25 protein-coding genes are annotated in these 21,504 nt (G+C 63.3%); 17 read left to right on the forward strand and 8 right to left on the reverse strand.

Translation table 11 applies throughout. The annotated features are described in order from the left end of the window. Both Q8K08_RS05890 and Q8K08_RS05895 read left to right on the forward strand, forming a co-directional pair. Window positions 1-1,239 (forward strand): 3-deoxy-D-manno-octulosonic acid transferase, encoded by a 1,239-nt coding sequence (locus tag Q8K08_RS05890; protein WP_305249476.1) that lies wholly within the window; start codon window positions 1-3, stop codon window positions 1,237-1,239. Continuing rightward, complete coding sequence (locus Q8K08_RS05895; protein WP_305249478.1) at window positions 1,236-2,552, forward strand: 3-deoxy-D-manno-octulosonic acid transferase; 1,317 nt, start codon at window positions 1,236-1,238, stop codon at window positions 2,550-2,552. The genes Q8K08_RS05890 and Q8K08_RS05895 overlap by 4 nt, the downstream gene beginning before the upstream one ends. Here Q8K08_RS05895 and Q8K08_RS05900 read toward each other — a convergent pair. The 4 genes from Q8K08_RS05900 to Q8K08_RS05915 form a co-directional block, all read right to left on the reverse strand. Further along, window positions 2,539-3,249 (reverse strand): acylneuraminate cytidylyltransferase family protein, encoded by a 711-nt coding sequence (locus tag Q8K08_RS05900; protein WP_304801103.1) that lies wholly within the window; start codon window positions 3,247-3,249, stop codon window positions 2,539-2,541. The two genes, Q8K08_RS05895 and Q8K08_RS05900, sit on opposite strands and share 14 nt — an antisense overlap. Beyond that, entirely contained in the window at window positions 3,246-4,142 is an 897-nt protein-coding gene (locus Q8K08_RS05905) for a hypothetical protein (protein WP_304801101.1), read from the reverse strand. The genes Q8K08_RS05900 and Q8K08_RS05905 overlap by 4 nt, the downstream gene beginning before the upstream one ends. After that, window positions 4,139-5,857, reverse strand: coding sequence for a methionine--tRNA ligase (metG, locus tag Q8K08_RS05910; RefSeq protein ID WP_304801098.1), 1,719 nt, complete (start codon window positions 5,855-5,857; stop codon window positions 4,139-4,141). Before metG ends, Q8K08_RS05905 begins: the two co-directional genes overlap by 4 nt. Window positions 5,858-5,987: 130 nt before the next feature. After that, window positions 5,988-7,208, reverse strand: coding sequence for an MFS transporter (locus Q8K08_RS05915; protein ID WP_305249520.1), 1,221 nt, complete (start codon window positions 7,206-7,208; stop codon window positions 5,988-5,990). A 190-nt stretch (window positions 7,209-7,398) separates the two neighbouring features. Between Q8K08_RS05915 and Q8K08_RS05920 the strand changes: the two genes are divergently transcribed. Genes Q8K08_RS05920 through Q8K08_RS05930 form a run of 3 tightly spaced genes read left to right on the forward strand, consistent with a single transcriptional unit; the run spans window position 7,399 to window position 9,487 of the window. Continuing rightward, a complete protein-coding gene (locus Q8K08_RS05920) occupies window positions 7,399-8,442 on the forward strand; it encodes an aldo/keto reductase (protein WP_304801096.1) in 1,044 nt (347 codons plus the stop codon). Between the two features lie 8 nt (window positions 8,443-8,450). After that, complete coding sequence (locus Q8K08_RS05925) at window positions 8,451-8,981, forward strand: hypothetical protein (protein ID WP_305249480.1); 531 nt, start codon at window positions 8,451-8,453, stop codon at window positions 8,979-8,981. Beyond that, window positions 8,969-9,487, forward strand: a complete 519-nt coding sequence (locus Q8K08_RS05930; protein ID WP_304801091.1) for a lipocalin family protein — start codon at window positions 8,969-8,971, stop codon at window positions 9,485-9,487. Before Q8K08_RS05925 ends, Q8K08_RS05930 begins: the two co-directional genes overlap by 13 nt. Here the strand turns inward: Q8K08_RS05930 and Q8K08_RS05935 are convergent. After that, the gene (locus Q8K08_RS05935; protein WP_305249481.1) at window positions 9,484-10,332 is read right to left on the reverse strand and encodes a helix-turn-helix transcriptional regulator; all 849 of its coding nucleotides are present in this window, start codon (window positions 10,330-10,332) and stop codon (window positions 9,484-9,486) included. The genes Q8K08_RS05930 and Q8K08_RS05935 overlap by 4 nt on opposite strands. Window positions 10,333-10,449: 117 nt before the next feature. On the opposite strand from Q8K08_RS05935, the gene Q8K08_RS05940 reads away from it, so the two are divergent. Further along, on the forward strand, window positions 10,450-11,430 hold the full coding sequence (locus Q8K08_RS05940; RefSeq protein ID WP_304797607.1) for a fatty acid desaturase: 981 nt from the start codon (window positions 10,450-10,452) through the stop codon (window positions 11,428-11,430). On the opposite strand, the gene Q8K08_RS05945 is transcribed toward Q8K08_RS05940, so the two are convergent. Together Q8K08_RS05945 and Q8K08_RS05950 are read right to left on the reverse strand one after the other, a co-directional pair. Beyond that, entirely contained in the window at window positions 11,370-11,999 is a 630-nt protein-coding gene (locus Q8K08_RS05945; RefSeq protein ID WP_304797608.1) for an NUDIX hydrolase, read from the reverse strand. The genes Q8K08_RS05940 and Q8K08_RS05945 overlap by 61 nt on opposite strands. Further along, window positions 11,968-12,354, reverse strand: coding sequence for a DUF983 domain-containing protein (locus Q8K08_RS05950; protein WP_304797610.1), 387 nt, complete (start codon window positions 12,352-12,354; stop codon window positions 11,968-11,970). Before Q8K08_RS05950 ends, Q8K08_RS05945 begins: the two co-directional genes overlap by 32 nt. 256 nt (window positions 12,355-12,610) lie before the next feature. Between Q8K08_RS05950 and Q8K08_RS05955 the strand changes: the two genes are divergently transcribed. The 4 genes from Q8K08_RS05955 (at window position 12,611) to Q8K08_RS05970 (ending at window position 14,727) form a co-directional block, all read left to right on the forward strand. Continuing rightward, window positions 12,611-13,171, forward strand: coding sequence for an EF-hand domain-containing protein (locus Q8K08_RS05955; RefSeq protein WP_305249484.1), 561 nt, complete (start codon window positions 12,611-12,613; stop codon window positions 13,169-13,171). Between the two features lie 77 nt (window positions 13,172-13,248). Beyond that, window positions 13,249-13,845: an RNA polymerase sigma factor gene (locus Q8K08_RS05960; protein WP_305249486.1), complete on the forward strand. Its 597-nt coding sequence runs from the start codon at window positions 13,249-13,251 to the stop codon at window positions 13,843-13,845. Next, window positions 13,829-14,197, forward strand: coding sequence for a dihydroorotate dehydrogenase (locus Q8K08_RS05965; RefSeq protein ID WP_305249487.1), 369 nt, complete (start codon window positions 13,829-13,831; stop codon window positions 14,195-14,197). Before Q8K08_RS05960 ends, Q8K08_RS05965 begins: the two co-directional genes overlap by 17 nt. Further along, window positions 14,194-14,727 carry a periplasmic heavy metal sensor gene (locus Q8K08_RS05970; RefSeq protein WP_305249488.1) on the forward strand — a complete coding sequence of 178 codons (534 nt, stop codon included), beginning with the start codon at window positions 14,194-14,196 and terminating at the stop codon, window positions 14,725-14,727. Before Q8K08_RS05965 ends, Q8K08_RS05970 begins: the two co-directional genes overlap by 4 nt. Before the next feature lie 10 nt (window positions 14,728-14,737). Here Q8K08_RS05970 and Q8K08_RS05975 read toward each other — a convergent pair whose 3' ends face one another. Next, entirely contained in the window at window positions 14,738-16,135 is a 1,398-nt protein-coding gene (locus Q8K08_RS05975; RefSeq protein WP_305249489.1) for a diguanylate cyclase, read from the reverse strand. 139 nt (window positions 16,136-16,274) lie between these two features. On the opposite strand from Q8K08_RS05975, the gene Q8K08_RS05980 reads away from it, so the two are divergent. From Q8K08_RS05980 to Q8K08_RS06010, 7 genes are all read left to right on the forward strand, one after another. Further along, entirely contained in the window at window positions 16,275-16,556 is a 282-nt protein-coding gene (locus tag Q8K08_RS05980) for a DUF3572 domain-containing protein (protein WP_304797662.1), read from the forward strand. 36 nt (window positions 16,557-16,592) lie between these two features. Continuing rightward, a complete protein-coding gene (locus tag Q8K08_RS05985) occupies window positions 16,593-17,285 on the forward strand; it encodes an HAD family hydrolase (protein WP_304797660.1) in 693 nt (230 codons plus the stop codon). Between the two features lie 94 nt (window positions 17,286-17,379). Next, complete coding sequence (locus Q8K08_RS05990) at window positions 17,380-18,936, forward strand: trimethylamine methyltransferase family protein (RefSeq protein WP_305249490.1); 1,557 nt, start codon at window positions 17,380-17,382, stop codon at window positions 18,934-18,936. Window positions 18,937-19,071: 135 nt separating this feature from the next. Next, window positions 19,072-19,767, forward strand: a complete 696-nt coding sequence (locus Q8K08_RS05995) for a MotA/TolQ/ExbB proton channel family protein (RefSeq protein ID WP_304803333.1) — start codon at window positions 19,072-19,074, stop codon at window positions 19,765-19,767. Further along, window positions 19,764-20,141 (forward strand): biopolymer transporter ExbD, encoded by a 378-nt coding sequence (locus Q8K08_RS06000; RefSeq protein WP_304803335.1) that lies wholly within the window; start codon window positions 19,764-19,766, stop codon window positions 20,139-20,141. The genes Q8K08_RS05995 and Q8K08_RS06000 overlap by 4 nt, the downstream gene beginning before the upstream one ends. Before the next feature lie 4 nt (window positions 20,142-20,145). Further along, entirely contained in the window at window positions 20,146-20,568 is a 423-nt protein-coding gene (locus Q8K08_RS06005) for a biopolymer transporter ExbD (protein ID WP_305249491.1), read from the forward strand. Continuing rightward, window positions 20,565-21,452: an energy transducer TonB gene (locus Q8K08_RS06010; RefSeq protein ID WP_305249492.1), complete on the forward strand. Its 888-nt coding sequence runs from the start codon at window positions 20,565-20,567 to the stop codon at window positions 21,450-21,452. The genes Q8K08_RS06005 and Q8K08_RS06010 overlap by 4 nt, the downstream gene beginning before the upstream one ends. Window positions 21,453-21,504: the final 52 nt, after the last annotated feature.

The following is a 21,504-nucleotide window of genomic DNA, read 5'->3' on the forward strand; positions in this document are numbered from 1 at the left end:
TTGCGGGCCTATCTGGCGGCCAGCCCGCTGATCGCGCTGGCCGGTCCCGTTATCTTGCGCAGACGGCTTGCGCGCGGCAAGGAAGACCCCGCACGCATGGATGAAAAGCGCGGTTACGCCTCGGCCCCAAGGCCAGAGGGGCGGTTGATCTGGCTGCACGCGGTCGGTTTAGGTGAGGTGCTGGCCCTTCGCGGGTTAATTTCGGCAATGGCACAGCATGATCCGGCGTTGCAGTTTCTGATCACCTCTTCTGCGCGCTCCTCCGCACAGGTGATCGGGGCCAATCTGCCGCCCCGCACGCAGCACCAATATCTGCCGCTTGATGCGCCGACCTATCTGGCGCGGTTTCTGGATCACTGGCGCCCCGATTTGTCGGTCTGGGCCGAGCAAGAACTGTGGCCGGGTGCTGTGGTCGCCGCCCATGCGCGTGGCATTCCGCTGGCCTTGGTCAATGCGAGGATGACAGATGCCGGATTCAATCGCAGGGTCAGAGCGGGCGGGCTTTACGGTGATCTGCTGGCGCGTTTTGCGCGGATCACGGCGCAGGATACGCGCAGTGCCGATCATCTGACCGCGCTTGGCGCGAGCGGGGTGCAGGTAACTGGATCGCTCAAATCTGCCGCCCCGCCGCTGGCTGCAGACCCTGCCACGCTTGCGCAGGCGCAAGCGGCAGTGCAGGGCCGTAAGGTCTGGGTGGCGGCCTCGACCCATGCAGGGGATGAGGCGCAGGCGGTGGCCGCACAGGCCGCGCTGTGGCAGGTCGATCCGCAGTGGCTGCTGATCCTTGCGCCCCGCGATGCTGGGCGCGCCGGGGTGGTGGCATCGCAATTGACCGAAGCGCGCCTGCCCTTTGCCCGCCGCAGCCTAGGGCGGGTGCCGTCAGCGGGCGACGCGGTCTGGCTGGCCGACACCTATGGAGAGATGGGTCTGTGGTATCGTTTGGCATCAGCCGCCCTGATCGGTGGTGGCTTTGACGCCGTCGGCGGCCACAATCCATGGGAGGCGGCACATTTCAATGCGGCCATTCTGCACGGACCGGACACTGCGAACTTCTTGAATGACTACAAGGCCCTGCACGACGAAGTTGCGGCAGTGTCCGTGCCATTTGGCAAGCTGGCCGAGGCGTTGCAAGACACAGATTTGCCCGATATCGGCCTGCGCGCCGGGCAGATCGTGCACCGTGCGGCGGGCGCGCTTGACCCGCTGGCCGCTGAATTGCTGGCCTTGGTGCGGCGATGATGCGGGTCTTTTTGCTGCTTTGGTCGGCGCTGTGGACCTTTGGTCTGCCGCTGATCCTTGGCTATCTGTGGCGGCGCGGGCGGAAAGACCCGGCCTATACCGCCCATCTGGCTGAACGCTTTGGCCGATACCCTGCGCCCTTGCCCGGTGCGGTTTGGGTGCATGCGGTGTCCTTGGGCGAGGTGCGATCGGCTGTCCCGCTGATCCGTGCGCTGCTGGACCGAGGCGACCGGATCGTGACCACGCATTTCACCCCCGCAGGCCGGGCCGAGGCGCAGCGGGTTTTCGCCGCAGATATCAGTGCCGACAGGATGCGGGTGGTGTGGGTGCCACTGGAAACCAGCTGGGCCTACCACGGGTTTTTCCGCGCGTTCCGTCCCACTTACGGGTTGGTGATGGAGATTGAGATCTGGCCTCGTATGGTCGCGGCAGCCCGCGCTGCTGGCGTGCCTTTGTTCATGTGCAACGCGCAATATCCCAACCGCGCGCTGGTGCGCGACAGCAAGGGCATGCGCATCCGGCAAGCTGTGATGCGCGGATTTGCCGGGGCACTGGTCAAATCCGATCTTCAGGAGCAGCGCTTTTCCAGCGTGGGTGTGCGCAACATCGCTGTAACAGGCGAGTTGCGCTTTGACCAGCCGGTGCCGCCCGCACTGGTCGCGGCGGGGCATGCGGCGCGCATCTGGATCGGGGCCGCAGATCGCAGTGTGATCACAATTGCCAGCGCCATTGAAGGTGAGGATGCGACCTATATCCACGCCATCCGCGCCCTGCACGATCAGGCGCGCAGGCTTGGTCTGCCCAAGCCGCTGATCGTTTATGTGCCGCGCCGACCTGAACGCTTTAACCACGTCGCGGAAACACTTGCTTCAGAGGGGTTTTCCGTTCTGCGCAGGTCGTCCTTTCCGACGCCTTTTGATCCAGCAGATTGGGAAAAGCCGGACAACTGCCCTGACATCTTTTTCGGGGATTCTCTGGGTGAGATGTATGGTTATCTGGCGATGGCCGATCAGGTGATCGTCGGCGGCGGCTTCAATCCTAAGGGCGCGCATAATATTTCCGAGGCGCTGGTGCTGGGCAAGCCTGTGATCACAGGCCCGCACACTCATACCATCGAATACCCCTTTGCCGAGGCCGAAGCCGCGGGCGTTGCGGTATCCGTTTCCGATGCATCAGCGCTTGCGGCGCATCTGCTGGCAAATCCTCCGACCGATCCGGCCCGGATCGCTGCCTTCACCGCAGCCCATTCCGACGCCACGTGCAAGACCCTTGCCGCGATTCCGCACCTGTTGGCGCAGGTCAGGTCTTCCTGACGCCAGCGTTCAGCTGTTCGGTCAACAGGAACTCGACCAGCCGGAAATCATACGGCGTGTCAATGTCATGGCAGCGTTCGGACGGGAGCACAAAGGGCACCACGCGCCCTTCGTAAATCGTCTTTGCGCGGCGCAGATAATCCGGTGCGACCACATAGACCACGCCGACATGTTCATACACCATGGGCGCATCTTGCCGTGCCCAGACCCCGCCGGGCAGCGGTTTGGACACCTGCAGCGCGCCGGTGGCATCGGGTTCGACAAGATTGAAATAGGGGTTCTTGCGCGCCTCACAGACGCTCATCACCATATCCGGGGCCTCCGCCTCGAACTTGTCCAACGCGCCGTCAATGTCTTCGGGAATGCGCAGGGGCGAGGTGCAGTCCAGATCCAGAAAGGCCGAGACAGGCCCGCAGATCGCCTCGGACGCGGCCAGCGCATGCTGCCAGACGCCCCATTTCGGCGCGGTATCGGTGGCAAGCTCTGCGGGCCGCAAGCCAATATCCAGCGCGCCGCGTGCCACGGCATGTTCATAAATCGCCGGATCATCGGTCGACACCACCACCGCGCCGACCCGCGGGTTGGCGAACAACTGGTCCAGCGACCAGTCAATCAGCGGCTTGCCACACAGTGTGCGAAAGTTTTTTCCCGGAACGCCCTTTGACCCTTTGCGCGCGCCGATATGGCCTAAAATCATGGGGTTTTTCCACTTTGTTTAAGTGCTTTGTAATAGGCAATCAGCTGGGCTTTGACTGGGCCAAGGGCTGCCTCTGACCAGATCAAACGACGCCCCTTGCGGTCCACCACTTCTGCCCCGTCCGGCAGTGCCAGCAAGGCGTCGCCCTTGACCTCCACCCCAGGCAGGGTAAGGGCGATCAGGCGGCTCCAGCGCCTGCGCACCCAAGGCAGGCTGGCCCGAAGATGGATCAGCCAAGGCCAGGGCAGCATGAACTCGGTCGGCAGCTTTACTGCCATATCGCGCGGAATTGCACGCATGTGGGGTTGGTGTGACCAACTGATAAACCGCTCATCCGCGACCATCGGGCGAATGCCGTTATAGCCAACCTCGGCCACCAAGGCGCGGTAGCGTGCTGCGATATGGGTGCATTCCGCCGGGTGATAGACCACGATGGACGAATTGCCGCGCGCATACTTGCGCCCTTTGGTCAGACGATAAATCGCGCGGGCTATCGCACCAAAGGGCAGGATCGCGCTGTGCAAAATCGCGACGGTCCGACGCGTGGTTTGGAGTGCCAGAAACCGGGTCATGTCACCGAAAACCACCGTGTCGATGTCAATGAACACGGCGGGCAGATCGTCTGGGACCACCCCCGCCTCGAACATGCACAGCTTGGTCTGACACCCACCGCCGCGCATCCTTGGGTCCATGAAAAAAGCCGGAATTTCGCGCTGTATCACACCTTCGCGCAGGCCGTCGCGCATCTGGTCGGTCACCAAGACCACCTGGGGCGGGTGACTGGCGTGGCGGCACACTGTGTCGATCAGATGATTGACCTCGGCCACAGGGTATTTGGTGCCCCACAGCACCAGAACAAGCTGCCAGACGGGGGCGTCTGGCGCCGTTGTCACGTGCGAACCCCGGCAAAGCGCGCTTGCCAGTCGGTGCGTTCCTCGTCGGTGATCTTGCGGAACAGGTTTTCGGGCACCGCGAACGCGGCGCCCGGCTCCAGCACCCGCATCGCTGCGGGCAAGTCATCAGGCCATGTCCAGTCATCCGATTCCATCGCGGCCATCATCGTTGCTGATGCGTCAGGGATGAAAGGCTGCGACAGGATCGCGTAAACCCGGATCAGGTTCAGTGCCAGCCGCACCATCGCCTGCGCTTGCTCGGGATCGGTTTTCACCACGGTCCAAGGGGCGGCGGCTTGCAGGTATTCGTTGCCGATCACCCAGATTGCGCGCAGTTCGGCGGCAGCCTTGCGCACCTCCATCGCCTGCATCAGCGTCTCATACTCGCGGATGCGCGCGCCAAGGTCGGCAATCAGCGCGGTCTCCATCGGGCCAAAGTGGCCACCCGCCGGAACAGTGGTGCCGAACTTCGCGGTGGCAAATTTTGTCACCCGGCTGACCAGATTGCCCAGCACATCCGCCAGATCCTTGTTCACAGAGCCTTGGAAATTCTCCCAGGTGAACTCGGCGTCTGACGATTCTGGCGCATGGGACAAAAGCCACCAGCGCCAGTAATCGGCGGGCAGGATCGACAAGGCTTGATCCATGAACACCCCGCGCCCGCGTGAGGTGGAGAACTGGCCACCATCATAATTGAGGTAGTTGAAGGACTTGAGGTAATCGACCAGCTTCCACGGCTCGCCCGATCCAAGGATGGTGGCCGGGAAGGACAGGGTGTGGAAGGGCACGTTGTCTTTGCCCATGAACTGGTAATAGGTCACGTCCTCGGCGCCCATGTCGGTGCGCCACCAGCGCTGCCACGCGGCATCGTCCAGCCCGTTGGCATCGGCCCATTCGGCGGTGGCGGCAATGTATTCGATGGGGGCGTCGAACCAGACGTAGAACACCTTGCCCTCCATCCCCGGCCAGGGCTGATCGCCACGCTTGACCGGAATGCCCCAGTGCAGATCGCGTGTGATGCCCCGATCCTGCAACCCGTCACCATCATTGAGCCACTTCTTCGCAATCGAGGTGGTCAGCAGGGGCCAGTCGTGTTTGCTGTCGATCCACGCCTCCAGCTTGTCACGCAAGGACCGCTGCATCAGATACAGGTGCTTGGTCTCGCGCAGTTCCAGCTTGGTGCTGCCGGAAATGGTCGATCGTGGGTTGATCAGATCGGTCGGGTCAAGCTGCTTGGTACAGTTGTCGCACTGATCGCCGCGCGCAGAGTCGTAGCCGCAGTTGGGGCAGGTGCCTTCAACATAACGGTCGGGCAGGAAGCGGCCGTCATCAACCGAATAGATCATCTTTTCCGAAACTTCGCGGATCAGGCCGTTATCGGCCAAGGCCGCTGCAAAAGCCTGGGTCAGGTGATGGTTGCGCTGGCTGGACGACCGGCCGAAATGGTCGAACGACAGCCGGAAGCCGCGCGCAATCTCGGCCTGCACGGCGTGCATTTCGGCGCAGTATTCCGCCACGGGCTGTCCTGCCTTGGCCGCGGCCAGTTCGGCGGGCGTGCCGTGTTCATCGGTGGCGCAGATGAACATCACCTCATGCCCGCGGGCGCGGTTATAGCGGGCGAACAGGTCGGCGGGCAGTTGGCTGCCGACGAGGTTGCCCAGATGCTTGATCCCGTTGATATAGGGAATGGCCGAGGTGATGAGAATCCGTGCCATGTTGCGCCTTTGCCTGATTATGGCGTTCGTTTAACGCAAGCAGTGCGAGCTTGCCAGAGCATGCGCGGGGGGCAGGCGGCGCATTTTGAGTATTTGGAAAGCAGCAATCCATAAGGCGTGCACGTTTTGGTCAGCGGTCCCGGCGGCCGCGCAGTAGTTTGCCAATCAGGAAAGAGGTGCGCGGCTCATAGGTATAGGGGGTGCGGCTGCCGGGTGTGGGGCGGGCACGCATCCGGGCAAGGCCGAACAGGATCAGCCCGATATGGGCGAGCGCGATCATCAGGAACATCGCCGAGGGGCCATAGCTGTCGATCAGCAGCGCGGCAATCAGCGGGCTTGCGATTGCACCGACAGCGTAGAGGAACATCAGGGCGGCGGACAGTTCCACCCGTTCCATCTGGGTGGCATAGTCATGGGCATGGGCGGTCGAGATGGAATAGACCGGCAAGGTGACAAAGCCGAAAAACCCGGCGGCCAGAAAGACGCCCACCGTGCCGCTGCCTGCCGCCAACACGGTTGCTGCACAGGCCGCTGCCCCGGCGACCGATATGACGATCAGCACCCAGCGACGGTCGTAGCGGTCGGCCAGCCAACCGACGGGATATTGTGCGAAGGCCCCGCCAAGGACGTAGGCCGCCAGAAACAGCGCGATCTGATCGGCGCGCAGGCCGACCTCGGTGCCGTAAAGCGGGCCGACCATGCGGAAGGCGGCCCCGGTGATGCCGGACACCACGACACCCGCCGAGGCAAGTGGCGACAATCGCCAGGCGAGGCCGGGGCGCAGACGCGGCGCGTCGGGCATCTCGGGCGCTTCGGCACGGCTGAGGGTGAGGGGAAAGATGGCAAGGCAACACAGCAGAGCGAGGATGTTGTAAGACAGGTAGCTGGCTGGCTCCAGCACCCCGATCATCAACTGCGCACCAAGGCTGCCGGCGATATCGACCACGCGGTACAGCCCCATGGCGCGCCCTCGGGTTTCATTGGTGACCTTGGCCTGCAACCACGCCTCGATGATCGTGTAGCACCCCGCCACCGCCAGCCCCGATGTCAGCCGCATCAGCGCCCAGGCATAGGGATCGACCACCATCATATGCGCCAGAATGCCCAGCGTGCCTGCGGCGGTAAAGGCAGCGAAGGCGCGCGAATGTCCGACATCTCCCATCAGGCGTGGGGCCCACCAGCAACCGATGAAGAACCCGAAGAAATGCGCCGAGCCAAGAAAGCCGATCTGCGCCGTGCTGAACCCCAATGCGACGCCGGATATGGCATCCAATGGGGCCACGCCGCCAAGGCCAAGCTGCAAAAGCACGACCGACAGGAACAGGGCAGCAAAGGAGACCAGCAAGCGCATAAAGGCCAGCAGAGCGGTTTTGTCGGGCAGAGTAAAGGGCGGTTTTCGGCGCTGTCGCGGGGCGGCAAACCGTGACATCGCACAAGACCTTGCTGTGCAAATCATCGTGCAGTGGGCTGACTGGACTTGCCATGCCAGACAGGGCGGTTAGGTTGCGTGCCAAGAGAATATGCGATGAAAAGGGCAGGTAATGGAACGGGTTCGACTGGGACACAGCGGAATAGACGTATCCAGGCTTTGCCTTGGCACGATGACATGGGGCAGCCAGAACACGCAGGCCGAGGGTCACGCTCAGGCCGATATGGCCATGGACCATGGTGTGACCTTTTGGGACACAGCGGAAATGTATCCGACCAACCCGGTCAAGGCCGAGACGGTGGGCAATACCGAAACCATCATCGGCACCTGGCTGTCACAGCGTGGCGGGCGCAGCCGGGTGCAGATCGCGACCAAGATCAGCGGGGCGGGGCAGGCGGCGGTGCGCGATGGTGCTCCGATAACCGGGGCCGCACTGCGGGCGGCGGTCGAGGACAGTCTGCGCCGGTTGCAGACCGATTACATCGACCTTTACCAACTGCACTGGCCTAACCGGGGCAGCTATCACTTTCGCCAGGCGTGGCGCTTTGCCCCGCGTGTGACAGACCGCTCGGAAGTTGAAGCGCATATGCTGGATGTGCTGCACACCGCCGCTGACCTGATCGATCAAGGCAAGATCCGCGCCATCGGCCTGTCGAATGAAAGCACCTGGGGGGCGGCGCTGTGGCTGCATCTGGCGCAGACCCATGGCCTGCCGCGCATGATGTCGGTGCAGAACGAATACTCGCTGTTGTGCCGCCAGTTCGACACTGATTGGTGCGAGCTAAGCACGCTTGAGGATATGCCGCTGTTGGCGTTCTCCCCTCTCGCGGCGGGCTTGCTCAGCGGTAAGTATGCGGGCGATGTGGTGCCCGAAGGCACACGGCGTAGCTTCACCCCCGATCTTGGCGGGCGGATCACGCCGCAGGTGTTTCCGGCCGTGGCGGCCTATCTTGGCATTGCAGCGACCCATGGGCTTGACCCGTGCCAGATGGCAATTGCGTTTTGTCTGTCGCGCCCGTTTCCCTGTATCCCGATCATCGGGGCCACCAGTCTTGGGCAACTGGCCGTCAATCTGAAGGCGGCGGATCTTTCTTTGTCCGAATCGGTGCTGGCCGATATCGCCATAGCGCATCGCCTGCACCCTATGCCGTATTGAGCCGCACCATGCGCCTGATCCCTTTTGTAGTGTGTGCTTTGCTTGGGCTGGCGGGCTGTCAGGCGCTTCCCTTTGGCAATCGGGGTGGGGCAGAGCCTGCGGCGGCTGTGGAAAGCCCGATCACCGGGGGGGAGATTGCGGTGACCTCGTTGGATGGCGCGGCACCCCTTGCGGCGAAGGCTGTGCCACCCCCTGATGATCAAGACCCCGCGCCATTGGCACCAGTGCCGGACAAGATGCCCGATGCGCCGTCCGGCGCCGCCCCGGCTGCAGCAGAGCCGGTAGCACCCGTGGCCATCAAGACAGCCGCGCATCTGGCCTGCGAAAAGCGGGGCGGACGGTGGAGCGTGGCGGGCGGCGGATCGGCAGCCTTTTGCCAGTCGCCCACCAAGGATGGGGGCAAATCCTGCCAGAAATCAACCGATTGCACAGGTTATTGCCTTGAAAAGTCCAGAACCTGTGCCCCGGTTACGCCAATGCTGAGCTGTCATGACATCCTGAACGAGACCGGAAGGATGTTGACCCAATGTATCAACTGAAGCGCGGGTTATGGGGTGGTCTTGCCTTGGCCCTTGTGGTGCTGGCGGGCTGCGCGCCCAAAACTGCACCGCCTGAAGCGGTCAGCTATCGACCGTCAGGCGCACCGATCTGGTCGAACGCGCAGTTTGATCAGGCGCGGCTCGTGGGCAACTGGCGGCAATCGGCGGCTTTTGCGACGACGGGTGGCTGTGCCCCCGGTGGGGCAGAGATTGGCGGGCAGGCGGGCGCGCTGACGGTGAATGCGCGGCTGTGCCTGTCGGGGCAGGATGTGCGGCTGACCGGGCCGTTGCAGGCCATCGGGCCGGGTCGGTTCCGCGCGGGCGGGCAGGAATGGTGGGTGATCTGGGTCGATACCGATTACCGCACCCTTGCCATCGGTACGCCGTCTGGGGCGTTTGGCTTTATCCTCAATCGGGGCGGGGCCTTGCCGCGCGACCGCCTGACCGCCGCGCGTGAGATTTTCGATTTCAACGGCTATGACACAAGGCTGTTGCAGGCCTTCTAAGAAATCCGCGACCGCAAATCGCGCAGATGCGCGGGCACATCGCGGGCGCTGATTTCGGCCTCGCGCACCAGCCAGTCAAAATGCCGGGTGAAACTTTCCACCCGCGCGGTGTCGCGGAACGCCAGATAGTGCCGCCCCAGATACAGCACAGCCAGCAGCGGCCCGAACACCGTGATCGGAGCGGAAAACACCCGGCGCGCGTCAAACAGATAGATCCGCAGCGCCGGATACAGCGCCTCAGACAATTCTATCAGCCGGTCGATCTGCTCCAGCCGCAGGGCGACGGGAAGGCCGGTGTAATAGCCAGTTGCGGTGGCAAAGGCCAAAAGCTCGTGCCGGGGCAGGGCGATTTCGTAATCCGACCGCGCGCCGCGCATCCAGCTTAGCCGGTCCTCGAACGCGCCAATCGCCTGCGCCGCCGATCGCCCCAGTTGCGGCGCATATTCCCAATCGACCATGGCCCGCGTCTTCAGCGTATCGGGCAGGGTGGCGGGCACATGGCGGATCTTGTAGCCCGCCGCCTCTTGGTGCCAGCCAAAGATCGCCTCGTCGATCAGAGCACGCGGGGCTTGGGTTTCGGTCAACTGCATCGCTAACAGGTCTGCCATCGGCTCGGGCCGCCCGGAGAGGCCCAGCAACCAGTCGGCAGATACCCCAAGGGATTGCGCGCAATCGGCGGCAAGCTGGGCATTGGGCATGCGTTTGTCCGACACCAGAAGCTGGCTGATGGTGGACCGATCCACCCCGCAAGCCCGCGCCAAAGCCGCCTGTGACATGCCGCGTTCGGCCATCGCCTCGGCCAATCGGGTGCGGAACAGGGCCGCCCGGATGCGTTTGTCGATCATAGCCCGCCTTTGGTGATTAAAGTCAACGAAGGTGATATTTTGTTGCGTATCCTTGGCGTTTTCGGGGCGCAGCGCAAGTGATAGTCACAAAAGGGTTATCACATACGGATCAACATCTTGGACCAAAGCGACCCAGTCCTTTCCCACCGCAGCCGCGCCGCAGTTGAATGGCCTACTCTGTCCGTTTTGATTGTCACCTATGGGCTGTGGGCCTTTGGCACCACCACGCTTTACACCCTGTCGCCTGTTCTGGCGGTGATCGTGACGGCGCTGGCCATCACGCAATATTCCTCGCTTCAGCACGAGGCGCTGCATGGCCACCCGTTCCAGACCCCGTGGCTGAATGAGGCACTGGTGTTTCCGGCGCTGTTTCCCACCGTGCCCTATGGCCGCTTTCGCGCCACCCATCTGGCGCATCACCACGACCCGATCCTGACCGATCCCTATGATGACCCGGAATCGAACTACCTTGACCCGGTGGTCTGGGCGCGCCAGCCGCGCTGGATGCAGCATGTGCTGAGTGCCAACAACACGCTGCTTGGGCGTATGGTGATTGGCCCCCTGATTGGCACCATCTTTTGGCTGCGATCCGAGGCGCGGCTTTTGCGCCATGACCGCGCGGTGCAGCGCGACTGGCTGCTGCATCTTGGCGGGCTTGCGCTGCTGGTGTTGTGGCTGGCTTACGCTCCGATGGGGTGGGTGGGGTATCTGATTGCGTTCTACATCGCGGCGGGGTTGCTCAAAATCCGCACCTATCTGGAACACCGTGCGCATGAAGCCGCCCGTGCCCGCACGGTGGTTGTCGAAGACCGTGGCCCACTTGCATTGTTGTTTCTGAACAATAACCTGCACGTTGTTCACCACATGCACCCGCAGGTGGCGTGGTATCGTTTGCCTGCGCTGTATGCCGCGAACCGTGACCATTACCTGCGCCGCAATGACGGCTATGCCTACCGTTCCTATGCCCAGATATTCGCACGACACTTCTTTCGTGCCAAAGACCCGGTGCCGCATCCGCTGATGCAGGCCGACGCCGCTTATACGATTCGTCGAAACGTCGGCGTGGTGCCAGAGTTGTCGAAAAACGGCACACCCTGATCTGGCGCACCACGCAGACTTGCGGTCACTTCGGCCAGCACCACTTCGGTTATGAACGGCAGATCAAGCGCGCGGGCTTCCGCCAGCCCGATCCAGTGCAGGTGTGAAAGCTCATCCCCTGCCGCGCTGAAATCATCTGGTGACCCAGCCAGGTAGCCCGAATCGGCCAGAAAGAACCGCGCATCAAACCGGCGTGTGCGACCGGGCGGTGTAATGGCGCGAAACACGAAGCGCAGCGCAGGCGCGTCGGTGGCAGGCAAGACCAGTCCGGTTTCCTCATGCAACTCACGCAGCGCCGCACCCGCCAAAGCGCCGGGTGAGGGGGCGGCATCGTTGGCCAAGATGCCAAGACGACGGACGCAAAGTGCGTTCATCGGCAAAGGGTTGGCCCCATCGCCCGGATCAACAGCACCGCCGGGGAACACGTATTTCGATGGCATGAACGCGGCCGCTGCCCCACGCATCCCCATCAGCACCTGTGCCCCAAGCGACGTTTCGCGCCACAAGATGACCGTTGCCGCCGCGCGGATCGGGGGGTCAGTCGCCAGCACGAGACCGGCCAAAGCCATGCATCCGCTTGGCCCACTGGATCGCCACCATCACGCCTTTGAGCCGGGGCAGCAGATATAGCGACAATGCCACCGTGCCCACTGAGAACACCGAGGCCAGCACCAGCGGGTCGGGCCGAAAGGCAGTAAACACATACAGGATCAGCGGGGCCATCAGGTGCCCGACGATCAGAATGGTCAGATAGGCCGGGCCGTCATCGGCGCGGTGATGGTGAAACGCCTCACCACACACCGGGCAGGTGTCGCGCACTTTCAGATAGCTGCGCAGCATCTGCCCCGCGCCGCAATTCGGGCAGCGCCGGTGCCAGCCCCGCAGCATGGCCGGGCGCAAGGCGCGGTCCTCGTGATCATCCATCACGGGATCAGAAACTGCGGAGATCAATGTATCCGGCATGGTCGCACAACTTTTATATTGGGGGCAGCGTGAGTCGTACCTGCTCAAGCCTCATATTGTTACCGCAAACTATGTGGATATGGGAGGTCGCCCGACAGCGTTGCGCGGCTTTGTCGCAAGTCCGCAACATTCTGCGACGGAACCGGGACGGTGCCGCGTTTCACATTCACAAGGCCCGATACAAAGCAAAGGGCCGGTCTGAAAAAGGATGCGACCAATGATCGATAAGAACCAAATCGTGGGTGCCTCGCTGGTGGTGCTGGCCATCGCCCTGACCGCAGGGGCTGCAATGGCCGACCGTGGTGACCGTATGGGTGGCCCGATGGGCGGCATGGGCGGTATGGCGGGCCCGATGGCGGGGATGGATTTTGCCGCGGTGGATGCGGATGGCGATGGCAAGGTCACGCAGGCCGAAATTGATGCGTATCGCGCTGCCCGGACCGCCGCGATTGATACCGATGGCGATGGCCTGTTGTCTGCTGAAGAAATCGCCGCCATGTATATCCGCACCGCCACTGAACGGGCCAACGCTCAGGCTGCACAGATGATTGAGCGGCTGGACACAGACGGCGATGGCAAGCTGTCGGCCGCTGAAATGGCGACCCGTCCGATGCCCACCCGGATGTTTGACCGGTTGGACACTGACAAGGACGGCGCGATTTCCGAGGCTGAACTAGCCGCCGCCAAGGACCGCATGACCGAGCGACGCGGCGACAAGCGTGGTGGCAAGCGCGGGGAGCACCGGGGCGGCAACCATGGCCCGCGCGGCAACAACTGATCCTGACCTGCAAGGGGGGGCCGCGTTGATGCGTAGCCCTTCCGGCGGGGGGCGAAAGCCGATAAGCCAGCAACAGGATGGATATGCCACGCGACACAACTGCCCCGCTCTCGGACGAGGCGCTGCTGGGTCTCTATGCAAAGGGAGATCCCGAAGCCGCACGGCTGTTGACCCAACGTCTGGCCCCGCGTGCATACTCCCATGCGCTGCGGATGCTGGCCGACCGGGCCGAAGCCGAGGATGTGGCGCAAGAGGCTTTGCTGCGGCTGTGGCGTATCGCGCCCGACTGGCGGTCGGGCGAGGCGCAGGTGACAACCTGGCTGTACCGTGTGGTGGGCAATTTGGCGACCGACCGGTTGCGTGCCCGTAAGCGACGCCGCGCCGATCCGCTGGACGATGCACCCGAGCCCGCCAGCGATCAGCCGGCGGTGGTACTGGCAATGATAGAGGCAGACCGCATGGCCGCGTTGCAGGTGGCATTGGCGGCCTTGCCCGACCGTCAGCGGCAGGCTGTGGTCTTGCGCCACATCGAAGGGCTTGCCAACCCAGAGATTGCCACGATCATGGAGGTCGGGGTTGAAGCGGTGGAAAGCCTGACCGCGCGGGGCAAACGCGCATTGGCCGCGCTTCTGGCGGGGCGGCGAGAGGAACTGGGATATGAAGACGCACAGTGACATGACACCGAACGCCGATCTGGATGCGCTGTTTGCGCAGGCGCAGGCCCATCCGCCCGAGATAGACGCGGCCTTTATGGCGCGGGTGCTGGCCGATGCGCGCGCGCTTCAGCCTTTGGCCCTACGCCGTGCGCCGGTGCGTCCCGGTCTTTGGGCGCGGCTGGCCGCTGCGCTTGGCGGTGCGCTGGCGGTGGCGGGGCTTGGCACCGCGGCGATGGCTGGGCTGGTGATTGGCTATGTCCAGCCCGAACCGATGGTGTCGCTCGCCGGAAGCATCGGCTTTGGCGTCAGCGAAAGCCTTGATCTGCTGCCCGGCTTTGATGCGCTTTTGATTGAGGATGCCTTGCAATGACCGAACCGCCGCCAATATCGCCCGCCAAGTCAACGGGCAAATCAACAGGACGCGGAGTCAAGATCCTGCTGGCGGTGTCGCTGGCGTTGAACCTGGCGGTGGCGGGCACAGTCGCGGGCATGGCGCTGCGCTGGCAGGACGCTGGCCGCAGCGCACCGTCTGCTGTGCGTGATCTGAATTTTGGCCCCTTTACCGAGGCACTGACACGCGATCAACGCCGCGCCATGCTGCGTGGTTTTGTTGAGAATGGGCCGGGATTGCGCGAAATGCGGGCTCAGATGCGGGGTGATTTCGATGCCGTGCTGGCTGCATTGCGCGCCAGCCCCTTTGATCCGGTGGCCTTTCAGGCCGCGGTTGAGACGCAAAGCCGCCGCATGGCCAGCCGTGCCGAAGGCGGGCGTGACGCGCTGGTGACATTGGTGGTGCAGATGTCAGAAACCGAACGGGCGGTATTTGTGGAGCGTTTGGAGAAATCGCTGGCGCGCGGCGGCAAAAGACCGGGGCGCGGCGACGAGCAACCCCGCAACTGACCCATCCGGGTCAGGCGGCATTCCGGGCCAGTGTAACCTGATTGCGCCCGGCCCGTTTAGAGGCAAGAAGGGCCTGATCCGCCCGGTCGATCAGCGCATCAACCAGATCCGGGTCTGCCCGCACTCCGCCCAAAGGCACGGCATCCGACAGCGTAAGCCCGATGGATACGGTCACGCTCAACGCCTCGCCGCCCGGCAGAAGAACTGGGCGCCTCTCAACCTCATTGCACAGGCGGCGGGCGACGGCCTGCGCCTCATCCAGAGTGGTAAAGGGCAGGGCGACCAGAAATTCTTCACCGCCAATTCGGGCCAACAGGTCATCAGCGCGCAGATTAGCGCCCAAGCGGTGGCTGACCTCAATCAGCACATCGTCGCCAACCGCATGGCCATAGCGGTCATTCACGGATTTGAACCGGTCGATATCCGCCACCATTACTGCCAGCGCCCGGCCATCCTTGACCGCCCGCTCGGCCATCATTGTCAGGCGCGCGGTGGCGTAGCGGCGGTTGAACAACCCGGTCAGCGGATCAATGACTGCCAGACGCAGCCCGTCCTGCACCTGTTCGCGCCGCAGATCGGCCCGCCGTTTGCTGCGCAGCACCGCCCGCAGACGCAGGGCGATTTCCGGGATCGTCTGGTCAGTGTTCAGGATCGCATCCGCGCCCAGATCAAAGCCCATCATCACTTCGGATCGGGGTGCGGCACTTGTAATCAGGCAAATCCCGGCATGGCGGGTCGCCGCGCGGCTGCGCAGGTCAGACAGCAGACGCAGCGCCCGGTCAGATTGCGCGCCATCTGCATCAATCACATAGATATCCGGCGCACTGCTCGACGTGTCGGTGTCGGACAACGCGTTCGCGTGCTTGAGCACCGAAATCGTGTCGCGCATTATCGGCGACAGGTCGTGACGCAGCTTCAACGCCATCTCCGGGCGGTCGGTGACCAGCACCAGATGCCCAGGGTGGCGGAAATCGGCTCCGGTTTCTGCCAGGCCAAACATCGCAGGGTCGTGCCCTTTGGTCAGATCCGTCAGTTCCTGACGGCCGCGCAACAGGTTGCGCAGGCGCGCCAGCATCAGATCGTCATCATAGGGTTTTACGAACACATCATCCGCCCCCGCCTCAAATGCGGCTAGACGGTCATCAAGCGCCGTTGATGAGGACACAACAATAACCGGAATATCGCGGGTGACAGGATCTTCGCGCAGGCGTCTGAGAACATCAATGCCAGACAGATCTGGCAATATCAGATCCAGCAAAATCAGATCCGGCACATGTGCGCGTGCCATACGCAAACCTTCAACGCCGCCGGACGCAATCATGGGATGATATCGCGCAGCACCAAGCTTTACCTTCAGGACAATCCTGTTGGTCGCAACGTCATCAATGATGAGGATTCTGCCGTCCATGCTACTCAGGTTTGAAGTGAATTTATTGATAGTCTGTATCTCGCAATTTGGTTAAGGAATGGTTGCGGAAGCAATAAGAGTTTTCTTAGCCTTTGACGAAAACTGTCGACAAACTGCCCAAAAAGCCAGGAAATATAAGATGTCTAGGCAAGATTCCGCTGAAATGCATGCTTTACAGGCCCTGGCCTGGCTGGCGGGAAATGAAGATCTGCTGCCGGTTTTTATGGGGTCTACCGGGCTTTCCCCGGACGAGTTGGCCGCGCGTGCGGCAGAGCCGGAGTTTCTTGGGTCGGTCCTTGACTTCATATTGATGGATGATGCGTGGGTTGTGGCTTTTTGCGATGCAAACGGACTTCGCTATGACGCGCCGATGCTGGCGCGCGCGGCACTGCCGGGCGGCGAGTCGCTGCATTGGACATGATCGCTTTGGTAAAGGCTACAAATGCAGGATGCACACATGATTGACGGCGTGATCTTTGACAAAGACGGCACATTGTTCGACTTTCGCCGCAGCTGGGGCGAGTGGGCTGAGACGCTGATCCGACAGATTGCGCGCGACGAGGATCACGCAGCTCAACTGGGGCAGGCCATCGGCTATGATCTGACGACCGGCACATTCGCGCCTGACAGCCCGGTGATTGCGGCCACCGCCAGCGACATTGCCGCCGCCTTGCACCCCCATCTGCCGGGGCAAAGCGTGGTGGGGGTTGCTGCGCTGATCAACGCCGCCGCCGCGCGTGCCCAGATGGTGCCTGCCGTGCCACTGCGGCCGTTGCTGGAAATCTTGCGCGCCAAGGGGTTGCGCGTGGGTCTTGCCACCAATGACACCGAAGTTCCCGCCCGCGCGCATCTTGCCGCCCACGGGTTGACCGATCTGTTTGATTTCATCGCCGGTTACGATTCAGGCCATGGGGCCAAGCCCGGCCCCGGCATGTGTCTGGCCTTTGCCCGTCAAACCGGTCTTGATCCGGCCCGCGTGGCCATGGTCGGTGACAGCCTGCACGATCTGCATGCCGGGCGTGCGGCGGGGATGCTGTGCATCGCCGTTCTGACCGGCATTGCGACGCAGGCCGATCTTGCCCCCCATGCCGATGTGGTTTTGCCCGATATCGGTGCGCTCCCCCTTTGGCTGGCCGGACGCGCAGCCTAAAAACGACGCTTTTACGTCGCCAGTGTATGGCGCGCGCTGCCCTGCTTTCAGTCATCCTGCCCAACAAGACACCGATCGGGTGAAAGGATGCGTGATGAGTGATGTGCAAGACCGCAAACGTCGTGCCGGGGGCCGGGCAGGCAACAAGGCGCGTGCCGGCTCTGCTGTGATTGATCAGATGCCATGGCGCATCCCGGTCAACCCGGACCACCCCACCGAGCCGCTGGACGGCGACGGTGTGCAGCGCATTCATCGTGGTGCCATGACGATCCTGTCGGACATCGGCATCGAATTTCTGAACCCCGAGGCGGTCGAGATCCTGACCCGTGCGGGCTGTATTGTGTCGGGCACCAATGTCCGCATGGACGAAGCGTTTGTGATGGAGATGCTGGCCCATGCGCCGGACAGCTTCACCATCACCCCGCGCAATCCGGGCCGCCGTGTGATCATGGGTGGCAAGCATATCTTGTTCGGCAACGTATCCTCGCCACCCAACGCATGGGATCTGGAACGTGGCAAGCGGTCGGGCGATCTGGCGACCTTTCGCGAATTCACCAAGCTGACGCAGTACTTCAACTGCATCCATCTGAACGGCGGCTATCCGGTCGAACCCGTCGATGTGCATGCAAGTGTGCGCCATCTGGACTGTCTGCACGATCAGCTGACCCTGACAGACAAGGTGGTTCACGCCTATTCGCTGGGGGCGGAGAGGGTAGAGGATGTGATGGAAATGGTCCGCATCGCTGCTGGCCTGACACCTTCGGAATTTGACTCGGCCCCGCGCATGTTCACCAACATCAATTCGGTCAGTCCCTTGAAACATGACTACCCGATGCTGGACGGGGCCATGCGGATGGCCCGGCGTGGTCAGCCGGTGGTAGTGACACCATTCACGCTGGCCGGTGCGATGGCCCCGGTGACCATGGCAGGTGCGGTGGCGCTGTCCTTGGCCGAGGCACTGGCGGCCATTGCGCTTCTGCAATACATCAACCCCGGTTGCCCGGTGGCAATTGGCACCTTTACCAGCAATGTCGATATGAAATCAGGCGCGCCCGCTTTTGGCACGCCAGAATATATGCGTGCCACGCAAATGACCGGGCAATTGGTGCGGTTCTACGGACTGCCGCTGCGGTCATCCGGTGTGTGTGCGGCCAATGTGCCCGATGGGCAGTCGATGTGGGAAACCTCGAACAGTCTGTGGGCAGCCGTGCAGTCGCGCACCAACCTTGTCTATCACGCGGCGGGCTGGCTGGAGGGCGGGCTGATCGCCAGCCCCGAAAAATTCGTGATGGATTGCGAAGTGCTGCAAATGATTCAGCGCTATTTTGAGCAAGCGACCTTTGCGACCTCTGATGACGATATCGCGCTGGATGCCATCCGCGAGGTGGGGGCAGGCGGGCACTACTTTGGCTGCCAGCACACGCAAGACCGCTATCAGACAGCGTTCTACGCCCCCTTTGCCAGTGATTGGCGCAACTATGAGGCGTGGCAAGCCGATGGCGCGCTTTGGACGCCCGAACGCGCGCATCGGATCTACAAGCAGATTCTGGCCGAGTTCGAGGCGCCCGACATGGACGACACCGCCCGCGAAGACCTTGCCCGCTTTGTTGCACGTCGCAAACAAGAGGGTGGCGCGCCGACCGACTTTTAAGCTGGCTACCGGTGCGGATTGGCATGGCGATCCCTGCCGATCCGGCGAAACCCGGTTGAAACCTGTGCCGTGATGGCGGATGAAGGCCAAGGCGGTCGGAACCTGCTTCCCGCCGGTCAGATCAGAGTGAGCCGCATGGAACAGCCGATCACACCAGCCCCGCCCGCGCTTCAGGATGGCTATGCCCGCCTGATCGACTTTGTCGCCATGGGTGGCCCGGCGATGTGGGCGATTGCGGTGCTGTCGGTGCTGACGGTGGCGTTGATCCTGTGGAAGGTGATGCGGCTGTTGTCCTTTGGCGCTTGGTCGGGAGGGCGTCACACTGCGCACGCGCTTGACCTTTGGGCCGCAGGTCAGGCCGCGCAGGCCATCGCAATGCTTGCCAGTCGTAGCTCGCTTCGTGCGCGTCTGGCGCTGGCCGCCATGCAATTCGCCCTGAATCCCGCGCTTGACCAGACCGCCGCCGAGGCCGAAACCGGGCGTGTGGCGCGTGGCCTTCTGGCGCGTGCGCGTGCGGGTTTGCGCGGTCTTGAACTGGCCGCAACCATCGGCCCGCTGCTGGGCCTGCTGGGCACCGTCACCGGCATGATCGTCGCCTTTCAGGCCCTGCAAGAGGCCGGGTCGCGCGCCGACCCTGCCGCCCTTGCCGGTGGGATATGGGAGGCGCTTTTGACCACCGCCGCAGGCATGGCGGTGGCGATTCCGGCTTCGATCGCGCTGACGTGGTTTGAAAGTGTCGTGGATGGGCTGCGCCATGATATGGAGGATTCCGCCACCCGCATCCTGCACGGTGCGCGCGCGGTTCCTGTGTCGCACAAGGCCGCCGAATGATCACCTTTGGCACTGAACGCCCGCGCAGGCGGCCGAATCTGACGCCGATGATCGACGTGGTTTTTCTATTGCTGGTGTTTTTCATGCTGGTCTCGCGCTTTGGCATGGACCGGGCGTTGCCGCTGTCTGTCGCGGGCGGGGGCGGCACCTATTCCGGCCCGCCGCGTCTGGTGGACCTTGCCGCCGATGGCCTGCGTCTGAACGGCGTGGCCATTGCTCCCGACGCGCTGGCCGATGCGTTGCGCGGCCTGACCGAAAACCCCTTCGATGCGATCATCCTGCGCGCTGGCGACGGAGCCGATCTTCAGGCGCTGGTGGCGGTGATGGACCGGCTGACCGGCGCGGGCTTCACCCGTCTGGTGCTGGTTGAGTAGGGCTGTGGATTTCTCTGATCCCCCCCGCCGCCGCGCGCAGGAAAACCTGCTGCCGATGATCAATGTGGTCTTCCTTTTGTTGATCTTTTTCCTGATCTCGGCCCGGATGACCCCACCCGAACCCTTTGCCGTCACCCCGCCCGAAGCGCATGCGCAAGCCGAGGCGCAGGGCGATTTTGCCTTGTTCATCTCCGCTGACGGCCTGCTTGGCTATGGCGACACCACGGGCGATCCTGCCCTGGTCGCGCTTGCCGCCGCCCACACCGGGCATTGCGTCGCCAATGATTGCACTGCGGCCCCCCCGCGCCTGACCTTGCGCGCCGATGCTGCCTTGCCCGCGGCGCGTTTGGCGCAAATCTTGCCACAACTGACCTCGCTTGGGTTTGCGCAGATCGAGCTGGTTGCCCTGACCGGAGCGGCACCATGAGCGCGCGGCTGCACGCTGGGCTGGCTCTTGCGCTGGCGCTAGGTTTGCATGTCGCGGCCTTTTCCTTGCGCCCCGAGACGGTCGGTGCCGTCGCAGCCGGAGCAGGGGGCGACGATCTGGTGTCGTTGCAGGCCGCAGATGCTGCGCTTGCCGATCTGATCCGCGACTGGGACCGCCAGCCAATGCCCGAGGCAAAGCCGCTGGCCGATCTGACACCCCCGGCATTGCCCGATACACCGCCACTGTTGGCCCCGGCACCTGATCCGTCTCCGCAGCAGATGCCCGTGGCCGAGGCACTGCCCCTGCCGCAACTGGCCGAGGCAGTACCGATGGCCGATGTCAGCCTGCCGCCCCCACCACTACCGGAGCCAGACCCGGAACCGGAACTGGCACCCGAGCACACACAACGGCCAAAGTCCCGACCCGACAATCCCGCCACGGCGTCCAAGGTCGCCGAAAAGCCCAAACCAGCCGCAAAGCCTGCGGCAAAGTCATCTTCTGCCGCGCAACCGGCCCAACGTGCGGCGGGCAGTGGCGGCGGCGCGCAGGCGGGGACAGGCGGGTCAGCACAATCGGCCACCCTGACAAAGGCGCGACAAAATGATCTGAAGGCGGGGTGGGGGGCATCTATCCGCACCCGGATCGAGCGGCGCAAATCTTATCCCACGGGCGCGGGTGGCGCCTCTGGCACGGTGACGGTGCGCCTGACCGTCAGCCGCGCGGGTCAGCTTGCGGGCGTGGCGGTCGCCAAATCTTCGGGCCATGCCGCGCTGGATCAGGCGGCGGTGCGCGCGGTGCAGGCGGCGCGCAGCTTTCCCGCCGCCCCTGCTGGCCTGACGGAGGCCAGCTACACCTTTACCCTGCCGATCAAATTCGCGCGCTGACCCCCGGTTGCCAGATCCCGCCGCCCCACTATGTTCCTAAGCGGGAGGAATG

The organism is Pseudotabrizicola sp., assembly GCF_030684215.1.
In the GTDB taxonomy this organism is placed as follows: Bacteria; Pseudomonadota; Alphaproteobacteria; order Rhodobacterales; family Rhodobacteraceae; genus Pseudotabrizicola.

What these genes read in the sequence shown, in the direction of transcription:
- Q8K08_RS05895 (WP_305249478.1), top strand. Translation starts at nt 1,236, where the DNA reads ATGATGCGGGTCTTTTTGCTGCTTTGGTCGGCGCTGTGGACCTTTGGT.
- Q8K08_RS05900 (WP_304801103.1), bottom strand. Translation starts at nt 3,249, where the DNA reads ATGATTTTAGGCCATATCGGCGCGCGCAAAGGGTCAAAGGGCGTTCCG.
- metG (WP_304801098.1), bottom strand. Translation starts at nt 5,857, where the DNA reads ATGGCACGGATTCTCATCACCTCGGCCATTCCCTATATCAACGGGATC.
- Q8K08_RS05915 (WP_305249520.1), bottom strand. Translation starts at nt 7,208, where the DNA reads ATGCGCTTGCTGGTCTCCTTTGCTGCCCTGTTCCTGTCGGTCGTGCTT.
- Q8K08_RS05920 (WP_304801096.1), top strand. Translation starts at nt 7,399, where the DNA reads ATGGAACGGGTTCGACTGGGACACAGCGGAATAGACGTATCCAGGCTT.
- Q8K08_RS05925 (WP_305249480.1), top strand. Translation starts at nt 8,451, where the DNA reads ATGCGCCTGATCCCTTTTGTAGTGTGTGCTTTGCTTGGGCTGGCGGGC.
- Q8K08_RS05930 (WP_304801091.1), top strand. Translation starts at nt 8,969, where the DNA reads ATGTATCAACTGAAGCGCGGGTTATGGGGTGGTCTTGCCTTGGCCCTT.
- Q8K08_RS05935 (WP_305249481.1), bottom strand. Translation starts at nt 10,332, where the DNA reads ATGATCGACAAACGCATCCGGGCGGCCCTGTTCCGCACCCGATTGGCC.
- Q8K08_RS05945 (WP_304797608.1), bottom strand. Translation starts at nt 11,999, where the DNA reads ATGGCTTTGGCCGGTCTCGTGCTGGCGACTGACCCCCCGATCCGCGCG.
- Q8K08_RS05950 (WP_304797610.1), bottom strand. Translation starts at nt 12,354, where the DNA reads ATGGATGATCACGAGGACCGCGCCTTGCGCCCGGCCATGCTGCGGGGC.
- Q8K08_RS05955 (WP_305249484.1), top strand. Translation starts at nt 12,611, where the DNA reads ATGATCGATAAGAACCAAATCGTGGGTGCCTCGCTGGTGGTGCTGGCC.
- Q8K08_RS05960 (WP_305249486.1), top strand. Translation starts at nt 13,249, where the DNA reads ATGGATATGCCACGCGACACAACTGCCCCGCTCTCGGACGAGGCGCTG.
- Q8K08_RS05965 (WP_305249487.1), top strand. Translation starts at nt 13,829, where the DNA reads ATGAAGACGCACAGTGACATGACACCGAACGCCGATCTGGATGCGCTG.
- Q8K08_RS05970 (WP_305249488.1), top strand. Translation starts at nt 14,194, where the DNA reads ATGACCGAACCGCCGCCAATATCGCCCGCCAAGTCAACGGGCAAATCA.
- Q8K08_RS05975 (WP_305249489.1), bottom strand. Translation starts at nt 16,135, where the DNA reads ATGGACGGCAGAATCCTCATCATTGATGACGTTGCGACCAACAGGATT.
- Q8K08_RS05980 (WP_304797662.1), top strand. Translation starts at nt 16,275, where the DNA reads ATGTCTAGGCAAGATTCCGCTGAAATGCATGCTTTACAGGCCCTGGCC.
- Q8K08_RS05985 (WP_304797660.1), top strand. Translation starts at nt 16,593, where the DNA reads ATGATTGACGGCGTGATCTTTGACAAAGACGGCACATTGTTCGACTTT.
- Q8K08_RS05990 (WP_305249490.1), top strand. Translation starts at nt 17,380, where the DNA reads ATGAGTGATGTGCAAGACCGCAAACGTCGTGCCGGGGGCCGGGCAGGC.
- Q8K08_RS05995 (WP_304803333.1), top strand. Translation starts at nt 19,072, where the DNA reads ATGGAACAGCCGATCACACCAGCCCCGCCCGCGCTTCAGGATGGCTAT.
- Q8K08_RS06000 (WP_304803335.1), top strand. Translation starts at nt 19,764, where the DNA reads ATGATCACCTTTGGCACTGAACGCCCGCGCAGGCGGCCGAATCTGACG.
- Q8K08_RS06010 (WP_305249492.1), top strand. Translation starts at nt 20,565, where the DNA reads ATGAGCGCGCGGCTGCACGCTGGGCTGGCTCTTGCGCTGGCGCTAGGT.